The organism is Arthrobacter ruber, from assembly GCF_002954225.1.
In the GTDB taxonomy this organism is placed as follows: Bacteria; Actinomycetota; Actinomycetes; order Actinomycetales; family Micrococcaceae; genus Arthrobacter_D; species Arthrobacter_D ruber.
Genome location: NZ_PPTH01000017.1, coordinates 302264 through 323023, shown reverse-complemented (window position 1 = coordinate 323023; position 20760 = coordinate 302264). Strand labels below are relative to the sequence as shown.

The following is a 20760-nucleotide window of genomic DNA, read 5'->3' as shown; positions in this document are numbered from 1 at the left end:
ACCCGTTCCACCGCGGGGCGTCGATCGCGGTACACGCGCGGAGCCGGGCAATCTCCCGGGCTGCCGGTGCATGGGCGGCACGGCATGATGGACGGAGGATCGGCGCAGCCCGGTCCCCGACCCCCGGAGGACACTGCCGTGAATGCCGTGACCGTCCGCAACGCCGCGGAGCTATGCGGGCTCCTTCCCGGACCCGCCGACGGTCAACGGGCCATGCTCGGGATCGTCGGTCCGCCGGGCGCGGGCAAGTCCACGATCGCGGCGGCGGTCGTCGGGCTCGACCCGGACCAACATGCCCTGGTGCCCATGGACGGGTTCCACCTGGCCGACCAGGCGCTGGACGGCCTCGGGCTCCTCGACCGGAAGGGAGCGCCGGAGACCTTCGACGCCCACGGCTACGCCGCCCTGCTGGCGCGCCTGCGGAGCAGCCCCGACCACACCGTCTACGCGCCTGCCTTCGAGCGCGACCTCGAACAGCCGCTCGCCAACGCCCTGCCGGTGCAGCCGTCGTCGTCACTGCTCGTGACGGAGGGCAACTACCTGCTGCTCGAGGAGCCCGGGTGGCAGGACGCGCGGGAGCTCCTCGACGAGGTGTGGTTCATCGACGTGGACCCCGAGGTGCGCCGACGCCGTCTCGTGGCCCGGCATGTCCTGTTCGGGAAGACGCCCGCAGCCGCCGAGGAGTGGGTGCGTCGCGTGGACGAACCGAACGGGGCGCTCGTCGCTGCCACCCGGGCCCGCGCGGACCGCGTCCTGGACGTCTCCGAGTGGCAACTCACCTGATCCGTCACCATCATCGGGACGATCGCCGTACCGACGGTCCGGACCGTGTCGATAACCAGTACCGACGGGCGTCCGCTGCATCGACCCCGCGACCGGTGTGGCGGACCCCGATCACCCGACCCCGCGCCGCAGCGCTCGTGGCCGGGCGGACCGGCCTGCCTTCTACGCAGCGGGGGCGGCCGGTCCGATCAGGCCAGGAACCAGTCCCGCGCCGGGTTCTCGACGCCCGGGGCCTCCCGCCTCGTCCGGTCCGCGCGGGGCTGCGCCACCCAATCGACGGCGTTCGCGAGCACGCGCTGCACCTGCGGATGGTGGTAGACCGGGTACTCCTGGTCGCCGGGGCTGAAGTAGAAGATCCGGCCCTTGCCGCGCGAGAAGGTGACGCCCGAGCGGAAGACCTCGCCGCCCTCGAAGGAGCTGATGAAGATGAGGTCGTCGGGTTCGGGGATGTCGAACAGCTCCCCGTACATCTCCTGCTCGGGGATGACGATCGGGCTCTCGATACCCGCCGCGATGGGGTGCGACGGCTTGACCGTCCAGACCAGCTCGCGTTCTCCGTCGTTCCGCCACTTCAGGGAGCACGTGGTGCCGAGGAGCCGCGTGAGGATCTTCGAGAAGTGACCCGAGTGCAGCACCACGAGGCCCATGCCGCCGAGGACGTGCCGGTGCACGCGGTCGACGACGTCGTCGGACACCTCACCGTGGGCGATGTGGCCCCACCACAGCAGCACGTCCGTACCGGCGAGGCGCTCCTCGGTGAGTCCGTGCTCGGGATCGGCGAGGGTCGCGGTCGTGATGTCCGAGCCGGGGAAGTAGCCGGCGAGCGACTCCGCGATGGCCCCGTGGATGCCCCGCGGGTACATCTCACCGATCGTCATGGGTTCGTTGCGGACCTCGTGGACGCCCTCGTTCCAGACGACGACGGTGGGCTTGCCGTCGAAGGTGATGCTGGTTCCGGTGCTGTCCGCCATCAGAGCTCGACCTCCCTGTGCCGGGCCGCGGATGCGTAGCAGGCGTCGATGATGCGGGCCCGGCCCAGCGCGAGCGAGCCGTCGTGCCGCCCCCACTCGGCCTCGCCCGCGCGGATGGCGGCGAGGAAGTCGTCGACCACGCCCTGGTGGCCCAGCGACGGGCCGACCTCCGGCTCGTAGTCGCCCTTCTCGGTGTAGACGTGCAGGCTCTCCACGGCGCTGTACGGCGCACCGGCCCTGGTCAGCTGGGCACCGCCGTCGGTCCCGTAGATGCGGAAGTCGAGGAGATCGTCGGTGTCGCGGTAGGCGGCCCAGCCGGCCTCGACCAGCAGCGTGGCGCCGCCTTCGAGGCGCATGAACGCCGAGGCGAAGTCCTCCACCTCGAACGCGGAGCCCACGGCCTGCGCGCTGTACTCGCCGCCACCGCCCCGTCCCTGCGGTCCGAGCTCGGAGTAGGTCGACGCCGAGACCGAGAGGACCTTGGGCTCACCGAGCAGGTGCAGCGCGTAGTCGATCACGTGGACGCCGATGTCCGCGAGCGGTCCGCCCCCGGCCATCTCCCGGTTGGTGAACCAGCTGCCCAGCGAGGGGATGCCGGCGCGGCGGAGCCAGGAGGCCTTCGCGTAGTAGGGGCGGCCGAGCTCGCCGTCATCGAGCACGCGCTTGAGGGCCGTGATGTCACCGCGGCGGCGGTGGTTGAACGCGACGTCGAGGACGCGCCCCGCCTTCCGCGCGGCGTCGACCATGAGCTGTCCCTCGTCCCCGTTGCGCGCGATCGGCTTCTCGCTGAGCACGTGGAGGCCCCGCTCCAGTGCGGCGACGGTGATGGGGGCATGGAGGAAGGTCGGGACGGCGACACTGATGGCGTCGAGCCCGTCGAGTGCGATCAGGTCCTCCCACCGCTCGACGGCGTGGGGGATGCCGTACTCGTCGCGGAGCTCGGCGAGGAGGTCCGGTTCCATGCCGGCCAGCCCCACGATCTCGACGTCGGCGCTGTTCGCGTAGGCCTCGAGGTGCTGGCGACCGGCCCAGCCGATCCCCACCACCCCGACCCTCAGGCGGCGCTCCTGATCGGATGGGCTCTGGTGCACGGCGAGGTCCTTGTCTGTGGGGGGCTGGTCTCCTTCCAGTCCTATCGTGCCGCTGCGGCCACTGTCCACGCGGAGTGGCGGGAAGTCTTTTCGGCCGTGTTCCGTTGGCGCTGGTAGACGCACCACCCGGGTGCACGAACTGGAGGACAGCCATGACCATCGCCATCACCGGAGCCACCGGCCATCTCGGCCGCCTCGTGATCGAGCAGCTGCTCGCACGCGGCGTGGACCCCTCGACCATCGTGGCCGGCGGGCGCAACGAGGAGGTCCTCGGCCGGCTGGCTGCGCAGGGCGTCCGGACGGCGCGCATGGACTACGCCGACGCCTCCACGCTCGACGACGCCTTCGCCGGTGCCGAGAAGATCCTGCTCATCTCCGGCAACGAGGCGGGGCAGCGCACCGTGCAGCACAAGGCCGTGATCGACGCGGCTCGGCGCGTGGATGCGACCCTGGTCTACACGAGCGCACCGAAGGCCTCGACGACGTCGCTCGTCCTCGCGCCCGAGCACAAGGCCACCGAGGGTCTGCTCGAGGGCTCGGGCCTCACCTACACGGTGCTGCGCAACAACTGGTACACCGAGAACTATGACGACACCATCCATCAGGCGGTGTCCACGGGCAGCATCCTGACCGGGGCAGGGGGCGGAAGGGTCGCGAGCGCGCCGCGCCGGGACTACGCCGAGGCCGCCGCCGTCGTCCTGCTGTCCGACGATTACGCGGGTGAGATCCTCGAGCTCGGCGGCGACGAGCCCTGGACCTTCGACGAGCTGGCTGCCACGGTCGCCGAGGTGGCAGGGACGCCCGTCGCCGTGGACAAGGTGTCTGTGGACGAGCACGTCGCCGCGCTTACGCGCTCCGGGCTGGACGAGGGCACGGCTCGCTTCGTCGCCGCCCTGGACGCCAATATCGCCGACGGCGCCCTCGCCGGCAGCGACGGCACCCTGTCCCGCCTCATCGGCCACCCGACCACGCCCCTGAAGCAGTACGTCGGGGAGCTGCTCGGCCGCTAGCGCGCCTCCGCCGGCCGGCTCCGGGCATGTGCCCATCGGGAGCCGGGCCGGCGCGGGTACTCTCCGCCGCAGGACCCGGCGCTACGCTGGCACGACGACGTAGCCCAGGAGGAACCATGCCGACCGACCGGGACCTCTCCGTGGGGCAGGTGGCCGCGCGCAGCGGCATGAGCGTCTCCGCCCTGCACTTCTACGAACGCCAGGGGCTGATCCGCAGTCGCCGCACGAGCGGCAACCAGCGCCGGTACGATCGCTCCGTCCTGCGCCGCGTCGCCGTCATCCGCGCCGCTCAGCGCGCCGGCATCCCGCTCGCCACCGTCGCGAAGGCCTTCGCCGAGCTCCCCAGGGACGGCGTCCCGGACCAGGAGGACTGGCAGCGGCTGTCGGCGGCCTGGCAGCAGGAGATCGAGCAGCGCATCGCCCAGCTCGAACATCTGCGGGACCGGCTGGACGGCTGCATCGGCTGCGGCTGCCTGTCCCTTGCGACGTGCGGCTTCGTCAACCCGAACGATGACGCCGGCCGGCGCGGCATCCCGTCCACGCTGCTCGACCCCTGAACGTCCGCATCCCGACAGCCCGATTTGACCTCAACCTTTGTTCAGGTTCTAGCGTTGAGAGCATGACAGTCTCTGCCGGCCACGCCCCCACCGCCGACCTCTTCAAGGACGCCTTCCGGGCACACCCCGCCGGGATCGCTGTCCTCACGGCCCGGGGACCCGACGGGCCGGTCGGCCTGACGGCGTCGTCGGTCTCCTCGGTCTCGGCCGAGCCGCCCGTCCTCACGTTCTCCGTGTCCACGGCGTCCTCGTCGGCAGCAGCCCTCGTCCGGGCTGACACGCTCCTGGTCCACCTGCTGGGTGCGGACCAGCTCCGGATCGCCCGGCTGTTCGCGACCCGAGGAGCCGATCGCTTCGGCGGAGCCGTCGCGTGGCAGCCGCTACCCTCGGGCGAACCGCTCCTGACCGACGCGCCCTGGGCCCTGCGCTGCCGCATCCTGCACCGGCTGCCGGTCGGCGGATCGATGATCCTCGCCGCGGAGGTCGTGTCCATCGAGCAGCGCGGACACGACGACGCGGGGCCGCTGGTCTACCACAACCGCTCCTACCACCGGCTGGACGACCGGTCGATGATGGACTGACGCCCTCCCTGCCGATCGTGCAGGCTCCGCGGACACCGACCGTCAGGGCACCAACACCAACCGGATGGGGTTGCCCTCCTTGCGCTCGAGGCGCGCAACAGCGACCGCGGCGTCACGCAGCGGAAGGGTATCGCTGATGGAGCGGGCGAAGTCGAGGCGCCCGAGTTCCGCGAGCGCCACCAGTTCCGGCACGTGGTGGGCCTCGGACCCGTAGTGTCCGCGGACCTGCTTGCGCGTGTAGGAGAAGGCCGTGCTGTCGGAGATGGTGATCGGGTTCCCGCTCAGGCCCACCAGGACGAGCCGGCCCTGCAGCCCCAGGCACGAGAGCGCCTGCGCCCGCACGACGTCCACTCCCGCGAAGTCGAAGGCGACGTCGAGCCCGCGCCCGCCGGTCGCCGCGGCCATGGCGGCGGCGAAGTCGTCGGCACGCGGATCGAGGGCCACGTCGGCGCCGAAGGCGAGGGCCCGCTCGCGGGCCTCGGGCAGGATGTCCACGGCGACGATGGGCGCGGCGCCGATCATGCGCAGCAGCTGCACGCCGTGGGCTCCGAGTCCGCCGACGCCCCAGACGCCCACCGCCTCCGCCGGCCGCACCTGCCCGGTGGACACGATCGAGGCCCAGGGGGTCGAGACGGCGTCGGGGATGATGGCGGCCTGCTCGAAGGAGAAGTCCGGACCCAACGGCACCAGCACCCCGGCGGGCACCACCACGTACTCGGCCCAGCCGCCGTCGTAGTCCACACCCATGGTGAGCGTGACGCCCCGGTATTCGTAACCGGCCTGCAGGACCACGCGGTCGCCCGCGGACCAGCCCTCCACGCCGTCACCGGCGAGATCCACGCTGCCCGAGACCTCGTGCCCGAGGGTCACCTCGTCACCGCGGAGGTGCAGGGGCTTCAGGAGCCCTTCGATCAGGTGGACGTCGGAGAGGCACACGCCGGCAGCCCGGACCTTCACGCGGACGAAACCCGGGCCCGGCACGGGCACCGGCACCTCCTTGACCTCGAAGGATCCGGTGCTGACGTCGAGCCGTCCGGCGAGCATGGTTTCGTTCATGGGGTCCTCCGTGGGTAGGCCCTCATGCTAGCCACGGTGGGGCGCCCGGCGCGGTCGGGGGCCGGCCTTGACCAGGTAGGCCGCCGCGTGGCCTGCAATTGGTTACTTAGGCAACCTAAGGAGTAGAATCCAACGTCGTCGATGGAGGAGGAAGAGCATGAGTGGCGCGGTGCAACGCCTCGGATCCTTCGCGGCCGTGGGGACGCTCGCCTTTCTCGTCGACATCTCCGTCTACAACATCCTCGCCGCCGGATGCGGCGTCGGACCGATCACGTCGAAGGTGTCCTCCGTGGCCCTGGCCACCGGCGTCTCGTGGCTCGGCAGCCACTACGTGACATTTCGTCAGTTCGCCGGCCGGCCGAAGCGCGAGGAGGCGCTCCTCTTCGGCCTGACGAATCTCATGGGGCTGGGTATCGCAGCCGCGTGCCTGTTCGTGTCGCACTACGTGCTGGGCCTCACGGGTCCACTGGCCGACAACATCTCGGGAAACGTCATCGGCGTCCTCCTCGGCAACGTGTTCCGTTACGTCGCCTACCGCTTCTTCGTCTTCCGCCCGGCGGCCCCTGCGCACATGTGAGTCCGCTGGGGCGGGGACAGCCCGTACGACGTCGGCACCATCTGGCAAGCACGACGGCAGCGGTCCGATCAGTGGGCGTGGAACCGGAGGCTCCGTACGATGGGAAGTGACCGTCAGCCAGCTGGGGACACGTGGCCCTCGTGCCCGCAGCGGCTCGCCACCCCTCGGAGAAGACTTTGCCATGCGCGCGCCCACATCCCTTGCCCTCCTGGCCCTCAGCGCCGGCCTCCTGTCCACCGGTGCCGAAGCGGCCTGGGGCGTGGGCACCACTGCCCAGGCCGGCACCGGAGTGACCCGGCAGATCACCCCGGCGGTGGATCCAGCGCCGCGACCCACCGGTGAAGTCGTCATTCCGTCGGTCGTTCCCCAGCTCGTCGCGCCGACGGCTCCTGTCGTGCCGCCCGTCGACCCGCCTACCGACGAGCCGGTGGTTCCTCCCGTCAACCCGTCGGAACCGCCCGCAACACTCCCGGGGGAACTACCCATGGATCCGCCGGTCGAACCACCGGTCGACCCGGGTACGGCACCTCCGGTCGAGCCACCCACGGAGAAGGCCCCCGATCCGTCGGAGTCACCCACCGAGGAGCAACCCGACGTCGCGCCGCCGACGAACCCGGCGACGGACGACCCCGCGTCGCCCCCGCCCAGTCAGGGCGCGCCGGCCACGTCCGGGCCGGCCCGAGCGTCCGCGGCAACCGGGAACGGCACGTCCGGGGTGGAGGTCTTCCGGGCACCGGTTCAGCGCTCCCCCGCCCCCTACCTCGACCCGTCCTCCACGCCCACCGCTCCGGGGACGGCCACGCCCCAGGCGGTGGACGTGCTGGCCGAGGAGGACGTGGAGCAGGCCCGTCTCGGCCCGTCAGGGCGCTACGTCGCCGCGGGAGTCCTCAGCCTCGTGGCGCTGGCGCTGGCCGTCGCGGTCGCCGTCGTCGCCAGTCCGAGACGCCGGAGGGGTACGCACTAGTCCGGGCCGGGCCGGACGGCTCTCCGTCGTTCCACGTTGTCCGGCCGGAAGGACCCCGATTCGCCGCGTTCCGGTCCCTTCACGCCCAAGAACCAGGAACGACGGCGGCGCATCCTGCCGCAGGAACCAGGAACAGTGGCCCTGACAGGGGCACCGCAGACGCAGAAGGAGCCGGGAATTACCTCCCGGCTCCTTCTGCGTGCTGATGCGGATTAGCGGACCTGGAGGGTCAGCATGCCCGTCGAGTTGGACTGGATCACTTCGATCTTCGTCCCGGTGCCGGCGACGACGACCGAGCCCTGCGGGTTCGCGGCGTCGTAGTAGGCGGTGGGGTTGGTGTCGTCGAAGACGGCGACGCCGCGCTGCGACGGCGCGGTGAGCGTCGTCATGCCTGCCGCCGTCTCACGGTGCAGGCTCAGTGGATCGGTGGCCTCCTTGCCGAAGGTGGCGTCGAAGCTCTGGATGCGGTTGCGAACCATGGTGCCGTCGGACCAGGTGAGGGCCTTCGGGTGTGCGTCCACGGGCAGGGCCAGACCGGCGCCGGGGTGCTGGCGCGTGTTGTTGTTGGACTGCGCGGTGTTCCAGTACGTGATGCTCAGGCCGTCCTGGTACTTGTAGTGCTCCACGGTGTCGGGCGAGGTGAGGCCCCAGCCGAAGTTGTACGGACCGGTGGCGAGCGTGGCGTCGTAGCCCGCGTACACCCGGTTCTCGGCGATGTAGAAGCGGTTCTTGCCCGCGGCGTCCTTGGGCAGGTTCACGACGACGGCCTGCGGGGCCTTCGTGGCGTGGAACGAGGGGCCGATCTTGTGGGTCGACTTCTCGCCCGCGGTCGCGACCTCGTAGTCGAGCCAGCCGAGCTGCAGCTTCTCCCAGGCACCCATGTGGTTCGGGGTGGTGCCGATGGAGCCGTCGCCGTGGCCGAGCCACGAACCGGAGCTCATGAGCGTCCAGAAGCCGGTGCCGTTCTCGCCGCCGCTCGTGTCGTACAGGTCCGGCAGGCCGAGGTCGTGGCCGTACTCGTGCGCGAAGACGCCGAGGCCGCCGTTCTCGGGCTCCGTGGTGTAGTCGCGGATCCAGACGTTGGACTGGCCGATCTTGATGCCGCCGTAGGGGTTGGCTGCGGGGCCGGCGGTGCCGCGTCCCGCCTGGCCGACCGCCCAGCGGTGGGACCAGATGGCCGACGACGCCGCGCCGGCCTCCTCGCCCTCACCGGCGTGGATGGCCTGGAAGTGGTCGATGTAGCCGTCGGCCTCGTCGAAGTCGCCGTCCTTGTCGAAGTCGTAGCGATCCCACTGGTCGAAGGTCGCGAGGTACGCGTCGATCTCGGCAGCGGTCTTGCCTGCAGCGACCTGGGAGTCGTACCAGGCGTTCGCGGTGTCCTGTACGAAGCGGGTCATGTCCGCCTGGCTCTCGGTCTCGCCGTAGCTGGCCGAGTTGTAGGGGACGGTCACCCAGTCGCTGACGTCGCCGTCGACCGTGTACCGGCCGCTGGACATCTCCTCGTAGACGCCCTTCAGCGACTCGCCCTCCGTGCCGAAGAACATGTCGAGGTAGTGCTCGCGGTCGAAGGTGTCGGACCAGTAGGTGGAGTTGTCCACCGCACGGTTCGGCTCCTTGATCGCGCCGTTCGTGGGGCCCGGCGTGGAGGTCGGGAAGCGCGGATCCACCTTGTCGCCGAAGTCGACGAGGAAGGACAGGATCTGGTCGCTGTCCTGCAGGCCGTACTGCGCCCACTGGCCAGGAGCGACCTTGACGGCCTTGGAGCCGTTGCGGTCCTCGACCTTCGCCTCGCCGGAGATGACTTTCTCCACGCCCTGCTGGTTGAGTGCGCGGCGTTCGTCGGCCGCAGGGTCGGAGCGGTCGTCGGCCTTCGCCGCTGCGCCGTCAGCGCTCGGCGAGGACATGAAGGACGACGTCGCGGTCGGTGAGTCCGCCGCGGTGCCGGTGGTGGCCTGTGCGCTCACGGGAGCGAGCACGACGGCGCTGGTCACGGCGAGCGCCATCGCGCACCGCAGCCCCCGGGTACGAGTGGTGAGATTCAAGGGGTCTCCTAAATGAAATATCCCAGCTGATGCAGAGCAAGCTCAGGGTAGGTGCCTGAGATTACGAACATGTTGCCTAGGTCACATGTTCTGGGTGGGACGCTAGCACCAGCCGCGGACACTTTCAGGATTCGGTTGCGTTCTGTGAACCATGTCGTGCCTCGTCCGCCAGAAGGCGGTCCGTCAGGTGAACGGAGCCAGGACCTTCGCAGCCTCGCCGAACACCTCGGAGCGGGTGGTGGCGTGCACGGAGAAGCGGATGCGGTCCTCCCCGTGCAGCGTCGCCGTGATGTCGGCGGCCGCGAGGGCAGCGTGTGCCTCGGCCGCCCGCCCGGGGACTTCCGCCACGACGATCCCGGCACTCTCCGAGCGGTCCCTCGGCGAGAGGACTTCCACTCCGGCGGCGTCGAGCTGCTCCACGAGCCCCTGGGCGTGGGTGGCCACGATGCCGTCGATCGCCGGCACCCCCACAGTCTCGATCAGTGCGAGAGCCTCCGCGAAGGCGCCGGTCGCGTAGGGCGAGAGGTTCGAGATGGAGAAGCGCTGCGCCCCGGGCAGCGGCGGGTGCTCCTCGCCGTCGTACCGGCGCGGATCCGTGACGCCCGTCCAGCCGGTCAGCAGCGGCTCGATCCGCTCCATGCCCTGCGACGACAGGGCGAGGGCGGCCACGCCCCACCCGGCGCGGACCCACTTCTGCGCGCCCGCGATGAGCACGTCGGCCAGCGTCCATTCGACGTCCGCCACGCCGAAGCCCTGGATGCCGTCGACCACCAGCAACCGGTCGGGTCCGATCACCTCGCGGATGCCCGCCAGGTCCGCACGGTAGCCGGTGCGGAAGTCGACGGCGCTCACACTCACCGCAACGGTGTCATCGGTCAGTCCGCCGGCGACGACGTCGGGCGTCATGCGCGTGCCCGGCCCACCGGTCAGGTCGACGCGGGCCCGTCCCACCGCGCTGGTGCGCAGCCAGGGGTAGGTGTTGGAGGGGAACTCGCCGGCGTTGACGAGCACCGATCCGCCGGGCAGGCCGAAGGCCACCTGGAACAGCCCGAGCGAGGTACTGCCGGTCAGCCCCACGTTCTCGAGGGGGAAGCCGCTGAGCCGCGCGAAGGCCTCCCGTGCGCGCAGGTCCTCGTGGTGCAGCACGTCGCTCGCATCGGCGACGGCATTGCCTGCGAGCTCCAGGAGGTGTGCCACCCGCTCGCGGACCGCACGCGACGGTGGCCCGTAACTGGCGAAGTTCAGGTACCCGGGAGCCTCGGTGAAGGCGTCCGAGTAGGACGCGAAAGCGGCGGCGTCGTCGTGCCCTGCAGACGTGTTCATCCGGCCATGATCCTCTCGAGCGCCGTCGTGTGCCCCAGCAGTCCGGGCAGCCCTCCGGTGTGCCAGTAGACGATGCGCTGCCCCGCCGCCAGCTCACCCCTGCGGACCGCAGCGACAAGTCCGGCCATGGCGCGCGCCGTGTAGGTGGGATCGAGGACGAGGCCCTCGGTACGGGCGGCCAGGCGCATCGCGTCGAGGACGTCGTCGCTGACGGAACCGTAGCCCGAGCCGAGCAGGGTCCTGTCGATCCGCAGGGCGGGCTCGTCCTCGGGTTGCCCGGTGAGCTCCGCCACCATATGGGCGACGGCGGCGGACGGCTCCGACAGTGCACCGGTATCGACGCCGAGGACGCGCTCGGCGCCGAGCGCGGCCACGAGTCCGGCCATCGTCCCGCCGGAACCGACCGCCACGACCACCTGCTGCACCGACGGGTCCTGGTGCAGGAGTTCGTCGCCGGCCATCCGGTAGCCGCTGGCGCCGAGGGCGTTCGACCCGCCGAAGGGGATGACGCCGGGTCGCCGGCCCTGCGCGGCGAGCTCGTCGGCCACCTCGTCCACGCGGGTGGCGAGCTCCTCGTCCGAGGCGTCGCCGCACCAGTGGAGGGAGGCGCCGAGCAGTGCATCGAGGGCGATGTTGCCGGTGGGCGCGGCCTGCCCTGCCAGCACGAGGACGACGTCCACCCCGAGCCGGGCGCCCGCGGCAGCGGTCAGGCGGGCGTGGTTGCTCTGCGCCGCCCCACTCGTGATCAACACGTCGGCACCCTGTGCAAGCGCCGTCCCGGCGGTCCACTCGAGCTTGCGCACCTTGTTCCCGCCGCCGCCGAGCCCGATAAGGTCGTCGTGCTTGATCCAGAGGTCGTCCGGATCGAGGCCGAGGGCAGCGGCCAGCCGGGGCGCGGGCTCGAGCGGCGTGGGCCAGGACGCGAGGCTCGCCCGGACAGGGGTTCCTACGGATTCCTCGGTCGGACTCGTCATGTGTGCCTCCGGTGGTGGGCGGGGTGCGGCTCCCGCCGCTCCGTCCGAAAGCTATCAGGTGGAGGCCGGTTCGGGGCAGCACGTACCGCCCGGAGGAGGTACTGCCGCCTCCCCCGGCGCGGCGGCCGTCCTGTCAGCGCTTCTTGTTCTTGCCCTTGATGAGGGGGTTCGGGTTGTTCGTCACGATCCTCCCCGCCTGATCGTCGGATGTCGCGACCCGGCCCCGGCCGGTGCTGCCGGTAGCGCGGCGCGTGCGGCCCCCGGACCGGCGGGTGCCGGTATCGGCGCCGGTCTCCCCCTCCCCGTCGACGGAGCTGGCGATGCGCTCCTTGCGCACCTGCTCCCTCACCGTCGCCCTGCCCGTGACCTTGGTCCTGCCGAGCCGGACACGCTCGACGGCGACGGTCTCCTTGCCCATCACCACGGCGTGTTCCTCGCGCCCCACGAACTCGACGGCCTCCTCCTGGAACAGCGAACCGGCGTAGTCGCTGTCGAGCGTCGCCGACGTGATCGGCTCGCGCTCGATCACCAGCTCCTCCCGCTCGACCGGTACGGACTGCGACACCTCCTCGGTGACGACGTACTTCCGCAGCCGGACGCGCGCCGCCTCGTACTCCTCCGTGTCGACCCGCAGCCGTTCCTCGGAGCGGACCACCCAGGGCGTGCCGCCATCGTCGTGCGTCTCCGTCGGCGTCGGCGTCGGCGAGGGCGAGGGCGAGGGCGAGGGCGAGGGCGTGTGGGTCGGAGCAACCGACGCGTGGGCCTCCGTCGGCGTGTCCGTCTCCGCCTGCGCGTAGGTTTCCGTCGATGCCTCGGAAGGGGTGTGGGACATGGGAGGAGCTGTCACCGCGGCGGTCGCGGACGTCGTGCGTGCCGGAGCCTGCGCCACCTCCGTCACGGGGACGGCGGCTGTCGCCGCCATGGCCGGAGCCACAGCCGTAGCGGCCGTAGCGGGAGCAGCGGCTGTCACCGCCGCCGCGGCCGTCGCCGGAACAACCGCCGTCGCCGCAGCAGCCGGCACCTCGCCCTGCTTCGCCGTCGGGTGGATCAGGCCGTAGTGCCGGTACAGAGCCCTCTCGTCCTCGGGGCCCAGGTGGCCGTCACGCTCGGTGGACGGTGCATGCTTGATCAGGTCCCGCGGGTAGCGGACCACGAGGTGGTCGCCGTCCACCGAAGCTCCTGCGAGCGGCACGAAGGACTCCTTGGTGCCGAACAGTCCGGTGTGGACGGTGACCCAGGTCGGCTCCTCGGTGGCGTCGTCCAGGTACACCACTCCGATCGAGCCCACCTTGTCCCCCTGGTCCGTGACGACCGCGCGATGGTGCCGGATGAGGGGGTTGAGGTCGTTGAGCGTGAGCATGGTGTTCCTGTCGTCGGTGAAGCCCGCCTGATTCGGCGCATGAACGAAACACTAGAGCCACCCGGCGCCATGTAACAAGCATGCTTACCATTCGTGGTCCGACTGGCCATCGCGCCGGGCGGGGAGGCGTCAGGGCCGGGTCAGTATCGCCAGCCGTTCGTCCGACGCCTCCTGCGCTCCGAGGTCGTAGGCTCCACCGCTGACCAGCAGTTCATCCGCACCCGTGCGCGCCTGCACCTCGGCCAGCTGCCGCTCCACCTCGGGCACCGTCCCATAAACGGCCGTGGCGAGTGATTCCTCGATGAGGCCTTCCTCCCGGGCGGTGGGCGGCTCCGACGGGACCGCCTCGAGCGGCGGGAAGTACCCCCTGGTCCTCGAGACGGCGAGCGCCCGCGCTTCCGGCAGGAGCAGGCGGCGCGCGTCCTCCGTCGTCTCCGCCACCGCCACGTTCAGCGACGCGGTCACGTGCGGTCTGTCCCACCATGCGGAAGGGCGGAAGGAGGCGCGGTAGCGCTCGAGTGCCGGCTGGCCGTCCCGGAACAGGGCGGGTCCGCCGAGGACGACGGCGAGGCCGGCCTTCGCGGCGATGTCCACGCCCTGCCCGGTGGCGAGGACGAAGACCGGTGTCCGGCCGGCGTCCTGCGGGCGGGCCGTGACCGGCGCGGTGCCGTCGAGGAAGGCCAGCAGTTCGGCGATGTCCTGCCCGAACCGGTCCGCCTCCTCCCTGCCGGTCCGCAGCGCGGCGCGCACCGCGGAGGTGAAACCGAGCGATCGGCCGATGCCCAGGTCGAAGCGGCCTCCGGACAGGGCAGCCAGCGTCGCGGCCTGCTCCGCGACCACGAGGGGCTGGTGGTTCGGCAGCATGATGCCGCCCGTCCCGACGCGGATCGTCGTCGTGGCGGAGAGGACGGCGGCGGCGAGCACAGCCGGCGCCGACCCCGCGATCCCCGGCACGCCGTGGTGCTCCGCGACCCAGAACCGGGTGAACCCGAGCCGCTCGGCCTGCCGGGCGCGCCCGATGACGCGCTGCAGCGTCTCCGCCTCGGAGGACCCGGTCCGCGACTGGGCGCGGTCGAGGATGGACACACCGGCGAAGGGAAGGGGCATGTCTACAGGAACCGCGCCGGGGTCGGAGCCATTCCGGCGTCCCCGGGAGCCCCCTGCTTCGGATAATGACGGTGGCGCGCGACAGGATGGAATCTCGCCGCCGGTTGGAATCCTGCAGCCGGCGCGGTCTCACCGAAAGGACTCCCGCCATGATGGGCGCCCACCATGCTGCCTGCGGCGCCGCCGCCTGGGTTGCCGCCACCACCCGGATCGAGGTGCATCCCGGCCATCTGGTGCCCCTGCTGCCGGACGCCGTCACCCTCGGCTTCGGGCTGCTCGACGTCAGTCCGGTCGGCGTCGTCACCGGTGCCCTCGTGACCGCCGGCGCGGCGCTCCTGCCGGACGCCGACCACCACAGTGCCACGATCGCCCACTCCCTGCCGCCGTTGTCCAATCTGCTGTGCGCCGGGATCGGAGCGATCTCCGGCGGTCACCGGCGGGGCACGCACTCGCTGCTCGGCGTCGCCGCGTTCGTCGCCGTCGCCTTCGTCGCAGGGCTCTGGACCGTCGAGACGGCCGACTTCGGCACCATCTACCCGGGCGCCGGCCTGCTCACGGTGCTGCTCGTCTCCTTCGCGGCGAAGGCCCTGAAGATCATCCCGGACAGCATGCGCAGGTCGCCGTGGGCGGTCGGCCTGACGGCGGGGGCGTTCGTCACGGCGTTCGCCCCCGAGGAGCAGTTCTGGTTCCCGCTCGCGGTGGGGATCGGCGTGATCGCGCACATCCTCGGTGACATGCTCACCACCGGTGGCTGCAACCCCCTGTATCCGTTCCGACTCCGGCGGCCGCGCGGCCTGGCGAAGGTGCCGGTCATCGCGCAGGTCTGGCGGCCCAATGGGAACATCGCGATCCCCGTGCTCGGCAACGCCGGTTCGTTTCGGGAGTGGTGTCTGCTGGTGCCCATCTCGCTGTATGCCGTGTGCGGCATCGGGTGGGCCATCGCCCGGATCAACGACGGCGGCATGGTGGTCGCGCGCGCGGCGGGCCTCACCTGATCAGGCTTCGTTCACGAAAACAGCCGGAAACACGGGACGGCTAGTGTCGGAGCAGATACCGCCACAAGGAGGGCTGATGGGCCGCGACGCATTGTTCTTCGATCCCCTGCACGGAACGGACGCTCCGGAGGAACCGGTCCCCGCGTCCGGGGAGGGCTCGGCACCGGACCAGGGGTCCGTCAACGAGCCTCCACGGAACAGGACGCCCGACCCGGAGGAACTCCAGGCCCGGCGTCGGCGTGAACTCGAACGCGTTCAGGACGAACTGCGGAAGATGGCGAGGGGCGCGGCGCGCCGCTGACGACGGAACAGGGGCGCCGCCGTCCGCGGGCGTTCAGGGGGACTTCAGCAGCCGTCCGGGCCGCAGGCGGGTCCGTCGGGCGACGGCGTGAGGGAGACCAGGGGGTGGGACTCCCGCCATGCCTGGTCGAGGGCTTGCCGGAACGTCTCCACGGGCTGTGCGCCGGAGATCCCGTACCTGCGGTCGACGACGAAGAACGGGACACCCTGCACGCCGAGCGTGCGGGCTTCCTCGATGTCATGGCGGACGTCGTCGGCGAAGCGGTCGCCGGAGACGGTGTCGCGGATCTCGTCCTCGTTCAGGCCGACGCCCGTGCCGAGGGAGACGAGGACCTCGACGTCGGAGGTGTCGAGTCCCTGCTCGAAGTGGGCGGACATGACGGCTTCCTTCGCGGCGTCGCCCAGACCGTGCGACTTCGCGAGGTGCAGGAAGCGGTGCGCGGTGAAGCTGTTGCCCACCACCACGCTGTCGAAGTCGAAGGAGAGGCCCTCGCCCTCGGCCTGCCCGGAGAGGTGCTGCCACATCTGGCGGACCTGCTCGGGCGCGATGCCCTTGCGTTCTGCGAGGTACTGCTGCTCGGTGCCCTCGTAGTGGTCGGGAAGGGACGGGTCGAGCTGGTAGCTCTTCCAGGTCACCTCGACGCTGTCGCGGTGGGGGAACTCGGCGAGGGCTTTCTCGAAGCGGCGCTTGCCGACGAAGCACCACGGGCATTTCACGTCGGACCAGATTTCTATCTGCATACCTGGCGCAACGGCGGAACGCTCAGGCCCTATTCCCGGAAGGACGAGGGCCTGAGCGCTGCTGCTACTTCCGGTTGAGCAGGTTGCGGAGAATCCCGCCGGCCTTGCCCGTCGGCACGGGCGTGCCCCGTCGTCCGGCAGCCCCGCCGGCGGTCCTGCCCGTGGTCGCGGTGCCCGACCTGCTGAGGTAGCGGTTGGCCGCGGTCCTGATCCTGTTGCTGATGCCCATGGTGATCTCCTTCGATCGTGCGCCTCGTCACCCGAGAACGTCAGGTGGCTTACTAGTTTACGATCCGGAGGCCACTTGGGCCAGCATCTCCACAGGCGCCGGCATCGCAGTGGGCGGGCGTACGGTGGAGGGATGAGCGTGCCCACACACTCCAGGATCATCTTCGACGGCCGCTTCGCGCGGGAACTGCCCGAGATGGCGGTCGCCTGGCAGGCCGACGACGCCCCCTCCCCGAGACTCCTGGCCCTCAACGAGCCGGTGGCCGCGGAGCTCGGATTCGAGCCCGGGTTCCTCCGCTCCCCCAAAGGCCTGGCCCTGCTGCTCGGCACCTCCGTGCCCGACGGCGCAACGCCGGTGGCCCAGGCCTACTCCGGCCACCAGTTCGGCAGCTTCAACCCCCGCCTGGGCGACGGCCGGGCGCTGCTGCTCGGCGAGGTGACCGACGTCGAGGGCCGCCTCCGCGACATCCACCTCAAGGGCTCCGGCCGCACACCCTTCGCGCGCGGCGGGGACGGCCTCGCCGTCGTCGGTCCCATGCTGCGCGAGTACATCGTCAGCGAGGCCATGCAGGCCCTCGGCGTCCCGACCACGCGCTCCCTCGCCGTCGTCGCCACCGGGCGCGATGTACGCCGCGAGACCATGCTGCCGGGCGCCGTCCTGACGCGCGTCGCGAGCAGCCATCTGCGCGTCGGAAGCTTCCAGTACGCAGCGGCCACCGGCGAGCAGGATCTGCTGAAGCGCCTCGCCGACCATGCGATCAGCCGCCACTATCCCGAGGCCGCGACTGCCGAGCGTCCCTATCTCGCCCTGTTCGAGTCGGTGCTGTCCGCGCAGGCCGCGCTCGTGGCGCAGTGGATGCTCGTGGGCTTCCTCCACGGCGTGATGAACACGGACAACATGACCATCTCGGGCGAGACCATCGACTATGGGCCCTGCGCGTTCATGGACGTCTTCGACTACTCCACGGTCTACAGCTCCATCGACCGCGGCGGCCGGTACGCCTACGCCAACCAGCCGCTGATCGCCGAGTGGAACCTCGCCCGCCTCGCCGAGACGCTCCTGCCGCTCATCGACGAGGAGCAGGAGCAGGCCATCGCCCTCGCCGTCGGTGTCCTCGAGTCCTTCCGCCCCCGCTACAGCGGCGCCTGGCTCGAGGGCATGAAGGCAAAACTGGGGCTGCCCGATGACGTCGAAGACGAGGTCGCGTCAGCGTTGGCCAATGACGTCCTCACCCTCCTGCAGGAGAACCACGTGGACTACACGTCCTTCTTCCGGGGACTGAGTTCGGTGGTCCGCGGCGACGCCCGGCCGGCGCGGGACAAGGTGCTCGACGTCGCCGCCTTCGACGCCTGGGCCGAGCGGTGGCTCACTCACGGGCCCGACGCCGACGCCATGGACCGCGTGAACCCCGTGTACATCCCGCGGAACCATCTCGTCGAGGAGGCACTGGAGGCCGCGACCGCGGGCGACCTCGGCCCCCTGGACAGGCTCGTCGAGGTCGTCGCCCGCCCGTTCGAGGAGCGCCCGGGGCTGGAGCGCTACGCCGCGGGCGCCCCGGACGACTTCGGCAAGTACACGACCTACTGCGGGACCTGACGCGCAGGACAAGGCCCGCAGGTAATCGGCAGCGTGCGTCCAAGTAGTTGCCTTCGATACTCACGTAGACAGCACTGTTTCCTGTGTGAACTATCGCCCCTACCTTTGGGGAGGCGATGACGCCTCCCCAAAGCCTTCAGGAGCTTACGTGCGCACCAGCAACACCACATCCACCCTCACCCGCCGACTCGCGACCGCAGTCCTCCTGCCGGGCATCCTCGGTGGAGCCCTGGTCCTCGCCCCGCAGGCATCCGCGCAGTCAGGGCCGACGTCGGGGGTGTGCAACGGGGTGGTGAACCAGGCGGCGCATCGGGGCACGGTGCAGGAGAACCTCCTAAAGAACGCGGCGCGAAAGAATGCGGACGTCATCACCAAGCTGCAGGCCGAGCGGTCGGTACTGCAGGTGAATGCCGCCGCCCTCACGACGCAGATCGACGACGCCACCAAGGCAATCGCCGCTCTCGAGACCCAGAGCGCCCAGTTGGATGCCGCCGAGAAGAACGCTCAGACTGAGCTCACTGCCGTCACCGCTCAGCAGGCGAGCACCGCGAAGGCCATCGAGACGGCCACCTCGGACCTCGCGAACCTGCAGGCGCAGCAGAAGGACGTGGCCGCCGCGCTCGCACCGCTCCAGGCGGAGCTGACCGCGGCTGAGGCCGACGCGGACGAACTGCGGAAGCAGGCACTCGCCACCACTGCCGACGTCGATGCCGCGCAGGAGTCGCTCCGCCTCGCAGAGAACGAGCTGGCCGGCCTCGAAGCCGACGCAGCACGGACAGCGGCCGAACTGACACTGCAGAAGGACGCCATCGCACAGGCACAGCGCGAGCTGGCGGCCCTCACGACGACGGCGGAGGAAGCAGAGACCACTGTCGGCGCAGCACAGCAGGCGGTGACCGATTCCGAGGGCGCCCTGGCGCAGCTCGTCGCTGCCGGCACCACGGCGCAGTCCGCTCTCGATGCCCAGCAGGAGGAGATCGAGGCCGCCGCCCGGTCGCTCACGGGGCTTCGGGTGCAGGCCGCGACGGCCGGAGACGCCGTCGCGGCACAGCAGGCCGCCATTGCAGCAGCCCAGACCGATCTCCTCGCTCTCGAGGGTGCGGCGACGCGGGCAGCAGACGCCGTCACGGCGCAGCAGGCCGCCATCACCCGCGCCGACGGTGAACTCACAGCCCTGCGCGCAGACGCTGCCATGGCTGCGGACGCCGTTGCCGCCAACAGCAGCGGCCAGGCCGCGGTCACTGCCCAGATCTCGGAAAAGCAGAAGATGATCACCGCCAAGAACGCGGAGATCACGGCCAAGCAGGGCGCCCTCAACACTGCCCAGGGCGAGCTGACTACGCTGCAGAACCGTCGGACGGCTCTCCTGGACGAGATCGCGGCACTTACGTCGCAGATCAACGGCAACGGTAATGGCAACGGCAATGGCAATGGCCGGCGTGCCGAGCTGATCGCCCAGCGCAACGCGAAGCAGGTGGAACTCGACGGCGTCAATACGCAGATTGCGAACAAGAGCTCTCAGATCTCCAGCCTGCAGGGCGACCTCCAGGGGCTCCAGAGTCAGGTCGACAAGCTCAATACGGAACTGCTGGCGAAGCAGACCGAGAGCAGCAACCTCCAGAAGGAGGCCGCACCCCTGCAGGCGGCGTTGACCGCGGCGAACGCCTCCGTGCTGACCAAGGAGTCGGAGGTCAGGACGCTGCAGGGACAGCTGCCCGCACTGCAGACTGCCCTGACCGAGGCGAACACCGCGGTTGCCGCCCAGCAGGACACCGTCACGGCCCTCCAGGCGCAACTGCCGGCTCTTACAACAGCAGCAACTGCAGCCCGTGACGCCGTGACGGCGCAGGAGAAGGTCGTCGCAGCTCTGCAGTCCGAGCTGCCACGCCTGACCGGGGACGTCGCCGCGGCCGAGGCCGCCATCGCCGCCCAGAAGGACGTGCTCGGCGGCCTGAGGACCGACCTGAGCGATGCCGAGGCGCAGCTCGCCTCGGCCACCGCAGCCGTTGCGACCAAGACAGCCGACCTGACCGGACTGCAGGATCGCCTGCCCACGCTTCAGGCCGCCGCGGAGAGCGCAGCCCGGGCCGTGGTGACCAAGCAGGGGGAGATCAGCACGCTGAATGCCGAGCTGGACAAGCAGGTCGCGGCGCTTGCAGGGCTCAACACCCGGATCACCGCCAGGGAGTCCGAGGTGCTCACCCTGCAGGGCCGGGTGGCTCCGCTCCTCGCCCAGCTGGACAAACTCAACGGCGAGATCAGTGCCACCGAGGCCCAGCTCAAGAGCCTGCAGGGACAGTTGACCACCCTCGACAAGCAGGTCACCGATGCCCAGACGGTCCTTCGCGGACTCGAAGGCCAGAAGAAGACCAACAAGGATGCCATCGCGGCGCAGAAGGCCACCGTGGCCACCCTCCAGGGCAAGCTCGGCGATGTTCAGAAGCAGATCAAGGCCATCGACGGGCAGATCGCGCTCGGCGGCTGCGTGGCCTGACAGCCCGAC

The 20760-nt window shown here is 70.6% G+C and carries 20 protein-coding genes; 10 read left to right on the top strand and 10 right to left on the bottom strand.

All coding sequences use genetic code 11. The annotated features are described in order from the left end of the window. Positions 1-138 precede the first annotated feature (138 nt). The gene (locus CI785_RS12610) at positions 139-783 is read left to right on the top strand and encodes a nucleoside/nucleotide kinase family protein (protein WP_240615180.1); all 645 of its coding nucleotides are present in this window, start codon (positions 139-141) and stop codon (positions 781-783) included. Between the two features lie 188 nt (positions 784-971). Here the strand turns inward: CI785_RS12610 and CI785_RS12605 are convergent, their stop codons facing one another. Then, the gene (locus CI785_RS12605; RefSeq protein ID WP_105032437.1) at positions 972-1754 is read right to left on the bottom strand and encodes a ThuA domain-containing protein; all 783 of its coding nucleotides are present in this window, start codon (positions 1752-1754) and stop codon (positions 972-974) included. Then, the gene (locus CI785_RS12600; RefSeq protein ID WP_240615179.1) at positions 1754-2845 is read right to left on the bottom strand and encodes a Gfo/Idh/MocA family protein; all 1092 of its coding nucleotides are present in this window, start codon (positions 2843-2845) and stop codon (positions 1754-1756) included. Before CI785_RS12600 ends, CI785_RS12605 begins: the two co-directional genes overlap by 1 nt. Positions 2846-2997: 152 nt before the next feature. On the opposite strand from CI785_RS12600, the gene CI785_RS12595 reads away from it, so the two are divergent. The 3 genes from CI785_RS12595 (at position 2998) to CI785_RS12585 (ending at position 4993) form a co-directional block, all read left to right on the top strand. Next, the gene (locus CI785_RS12595) at positions 2998-3855 is read left to right on the top strand and encodes an SDR family oxidoreductase (protein ID WP_105032436.1); all 858 of its coding nucleotides are present in this window, start codon (positions 2998-3000) and stop codon (positions 3853-3855) included. Between the two features lie 116 nt (positions 3856-3971). Beyond that, positions 3972-4412 (top strand): redox-sensitive transcriptional activator SoxR, encoded by a 441-nt coding sequence (soxR, locus tag CI785_RS12590; protein WP_105032435.1) that lies wholly within the window; start codon positions 3972-3974, stop codon positions 4410-4412. Positions 4413-4474: 62 nt separating this feature from the next. Next, on the top strand, positions 4475-4993 hold the full coding sequence (locus CI785_RS12585; RefSeq protein WP_105032434.1) for a flavin reductase family protein: 519 nt from the start codon (positions 4475-4477) through the stop codon (positions 4991-4993). A gap of 42 nt (positions 4994-5035) precedes the next feature. On the opposite strand, the gene CI785_RS12580 is transcribed toward CI785_RS12585, so the two are convergent. Beyond that, positions 5036-6049, bottom strand: a complete 1014-nt coding sequence (locus CI785_RS12580; protein WP_240615178.1) for a zinc-binding dehydrogenase — start codon at positions 6047-6049, stop codon at positions 5036-5038. A 157-nt stretch (positions 6050-6206) separates the two neighbouring features. On the opposite strand from CI785_RS12580, the gene CI785_RS12575 reads away from it, so the two are divergent. Together CI785_RS12575 and CI785_RS17655 are read left to right on the top strand one after the other, a co-directional pair. Continuing rightward, positions 6207-6626: a GtrA family protein gene (locus CI785_RS12575; protein ID WP_105032433.1), complete on the top strand. Its 420-nt coding sequence runs from the start codon at positions 6207-6209 to the stop codon at positions 6624-6626. A gap of 181 nt (positions 6627-6807) precedes the next feature. Continuing rightward, complete coding sequence (locus tag CI785_RS17655; RefSeq protein ID WP_157940265.1) at positions 6808-7590, top strand: hypothetical protein; 783 nt, start codon at positions 6808-6810, stop codon at positions 7588-7590. 212 nt (positions 7591-7802) lie between these two features. On the opposite strand, the gene CI785_RS12570 is transcribed toward CI785_RS17655, so the two are convergent. From CI785_RS12570 to CI785_RS12550, 5 genes are all read right to left on the bottom strand, one after another. Next, complete coding sequence (locus tag CI785_RS12570) at positions 7803-9632, bottom strand: immune inhibitor A domain-containing protein (protein ID WP_338064908.1); 1830 nt, start codon at positions 9630-9632, stop codon at positions 7803-7805. 183 nt (positions 9633-9815) lie between these two features. After that, a complete protein-coding gene (locus CI785_RS12565; RefSeq protein ID WP_105032431.1) occupies positions 9816-10955 on the bottom strand; it encodes an aminotransferase class V-fold PLP-dependent enzyme in 1140 nt (379 codons plus the stop codon). Beyond that, positions 10952-11929, bottom strand: a complete 978-nt coding sequence (locus CI785_RS12560; RefSeq protein WP_105032430.1) for a D-cysteine desulfhydrase family protein — start codon at positions 11927-11929, stop codon at positions 10952-10954. The genes CI785_RS12565 and CI785_RS12560 overlap by 4 nt, the downstream gene beginning before the upstream one ends. 133 nt (positions 11930-12062) lie before the next feature. Then, positions 12063-13289 carry a DUF2382 domain-containing protein gene (locus CI785_RS12555; protein ID WP_105032429.1) on the bottom strand — a complete coding sequence of 409 codons (1227 nt, stop codon included), beginning with the start codon at positions 13287-13289 and terminating at the stop codon, positions 12063-12065. 129 nt (positions 13290-13418) lie between these two features. Then, on the bottom strand, positions 13419-14396 hold the full coding sequence (locus tag CI785_RS12550; RefSeq protein ID WP_105032428.1) for an MsnO8 family LLM class oxidoreductase: 978 nt from the start codon (positions 14394-14396) through the stop codon (positions 13419-13421). Between the two features lie 149 nt (positions 14397-14545). On the opposite strand from CI785_RS12550, the gene CI785_RS12545 reads away from it, so the two are divergent. Next, on the top strand, positions 14546-15391 hold the full coding sequence (locus CI785_RS12545; RefSeq protein WP_105032427.1) for a metal-dependent hydrolase: 846 nt from the start codon (positions 14546-14548) through the stop codon (positions 15389-15391). Positions 15392-15467: 76 nt separating this feature from the next. Continuing rightward, on the top strand, positions 15468-15692 hold the full coding sequence (locus CI785_RS12540; protein ID WP_105032426.1) for a hypothetical protein: 225 nt from the start codon (positions 15468-15470) through the stop codon (positions 15690-15692). Between the two features lie 44 nt (positions 15693-15736). Here CI785_RS12540 and CI785_RS12535 read toward each other — a convergent pair whose 3' ends face one another. Beyond that, complete coding sequence (locus CI785_RS12535) at positions 15737-16432, bottom strand: DsbA family oxidoreductase (protein WP_105032425.1); 696 nt, start codon at positions 16430-16432, stop codon at positions 15737-15739. A 64-nt stretch (positions 16433-16496) separates the two neighbouring features. Further along, on the bottom strand, positions 16497-16661 hold the full coding sequence (locus tag CI785_RS17170) for a hypothetical protein (protein ID WP_157940264.1): 165 nt from the start codon (positions 16659-16661) through the stop codon (positions 16497-16499). A 132-nt stretch (positions 16662-16793) separates the two neighbouring features. On the opposite strand from CI785_RS17170, the gene CI785_RS12530 reads away from it, so the two are divergent. Beyond that, positions 16794-18257 (top strand): protein adenylyltransferase SelO, encoded by a 1464-nt coding sequence (locus CI785_RS12530; RefSeq protein ID WP_105032424.1) that lies wholly within the window; start codon positions 16794-16796, stop codon positions 18255-18257. Between the two features lie 148 nt (positions 18258-18405). Beyond that, on the top strand, positions 18406-20751 hold the full coding sequence (locus CI785_RS12525) for a coiled-coil domain-containing protein (RefSeq protein WP_105032423.1): 2346 nt from the start codon (positions 18406-18408) through the stop codon (positions 20749-20751). Positions 20752-20760: the final 9 nt, after the last annotated feature.

What these genes read in the sequence shown, in the direction of transcription:
- CI785_RS12560 (WP_105032430.1), bottom strand. Translation starts at nt 11,929, where the DNA reads ATGACGAGTCCGACCGAGGAATCCGTAGGAACCCCTGTCCGGGCGAGC.
- CI785_RS12565 (WP_105032431.1), bottom strand. Translation starts at nt 10,955, where the DNA reads ATGAACACGTCTGCAGGGCACGACGACGCCGCCGCTTTCGCGTCCTAC.
- CI785_RS12580 (WP_240615178.1), bottom strand. Translation starts at nt 6,049, where the DNA reads ATGAACGAAACCATGCTCGCCGGACGGCTCGACGTCAGCACCGGATCC.
- soxR (WP_105032435.1), top strand. Translation starts at nt 3,972, where the DNA reads ATGCCGACCGACCGGGACCTCTCCGTGGGGCAGGTGGCCGCGCGCAGC.
- CI785_RS17655 (WP_157940265.1), top strand. Translation starts at nt 6,808, where the DNA reads ATGCGCGCGCCCACATCCCTTGCCCTCCTGGCCCTCAGCGCCGGCCTC.
- CI785_RS12605 (WP_105032437.1), bottom strand. Translation starts at nt 1,754, where the DNA reads ATGGCGGACAGCACCGGAACCAGCATCACCTTCGACGGCAAGCCCACC.
- CI785_RS12575 (WP_105032433.1), top strand. Translation starts at nt 6,207, where the DNA reads ATGAGTGGCGCGGTGCAACGCCTCGGATCCTTCGCGGCCGTGGGGACG.
- CI785_RS17170 (WP_157940264.1), bottom strand. Translation starts at nt 16,661, where the DNA reads ATGGGCATCAGCAACAGGATCAGGACCGCGGCCAACCGCTACCTCAGC.
- CI785_RS12595 (WP_105032436.1), top strand. Translation starts at nt 2,998, where the DNA reads ATGACCATCGCCATCACCGGAGCCACCGGCCATCTCGGCCGCCTCGTG.
- CI785_RS12535 (WP_105032425.1), bottom strand. Translation starts at nt 16,432, where the DNA reads ATGCAGATAGAAATCTGGTCCGACGTGAAATGCCCGTGGTGCTTCGTC.
- CI785_RS12585 (WP_105032434.1), top strand. Translation starts at nt 4,475, where the DNA reads ATGACAGTCTCTGCCGGCCACGCCCCCACCGCCGACCTCTTCAAGGAC.
- CI785_RS12545 (WP_105032427.1), top strand. Translation starts at nt 14,546, where the DNA reads ATGATGGGCGCCCACCATGCTGCCTGCGGCGCCGCCGCCTGGGTTGCC.
- CI785_RS12540 (WP_105032426.1), top strand. Translation starts at nt 15,468, where the DNA reads ATGGGCCGCGACGCATTGTTCTTCGATCCCCTGCACGGAACGGACGCT.
- CI785_RS12555 (WP_105032429.1), bottom strand. Translation starts at nt 13,289, where the DNA reads ATGCTCACGCTCAACGACCTCAACCCCCTCATCCGGCACCATCGCGCG.
- CI785_RS12530 (WP_105032424.1), top strand. Translation starts at nt 16,794, where the DNA reads ATGAGCGTGCCCACACACTCCAGGATCATCTTCGACGGCCGCTTCGCG.
- CI785_RS12550 (WP_105032428.1), bottom strand. Translation starts at nt 14,396, where the DNA reads ATGCCCCTTCCCTTCGCCGGTGTGTCCATCCTCGACCGCGCCCAGTCG.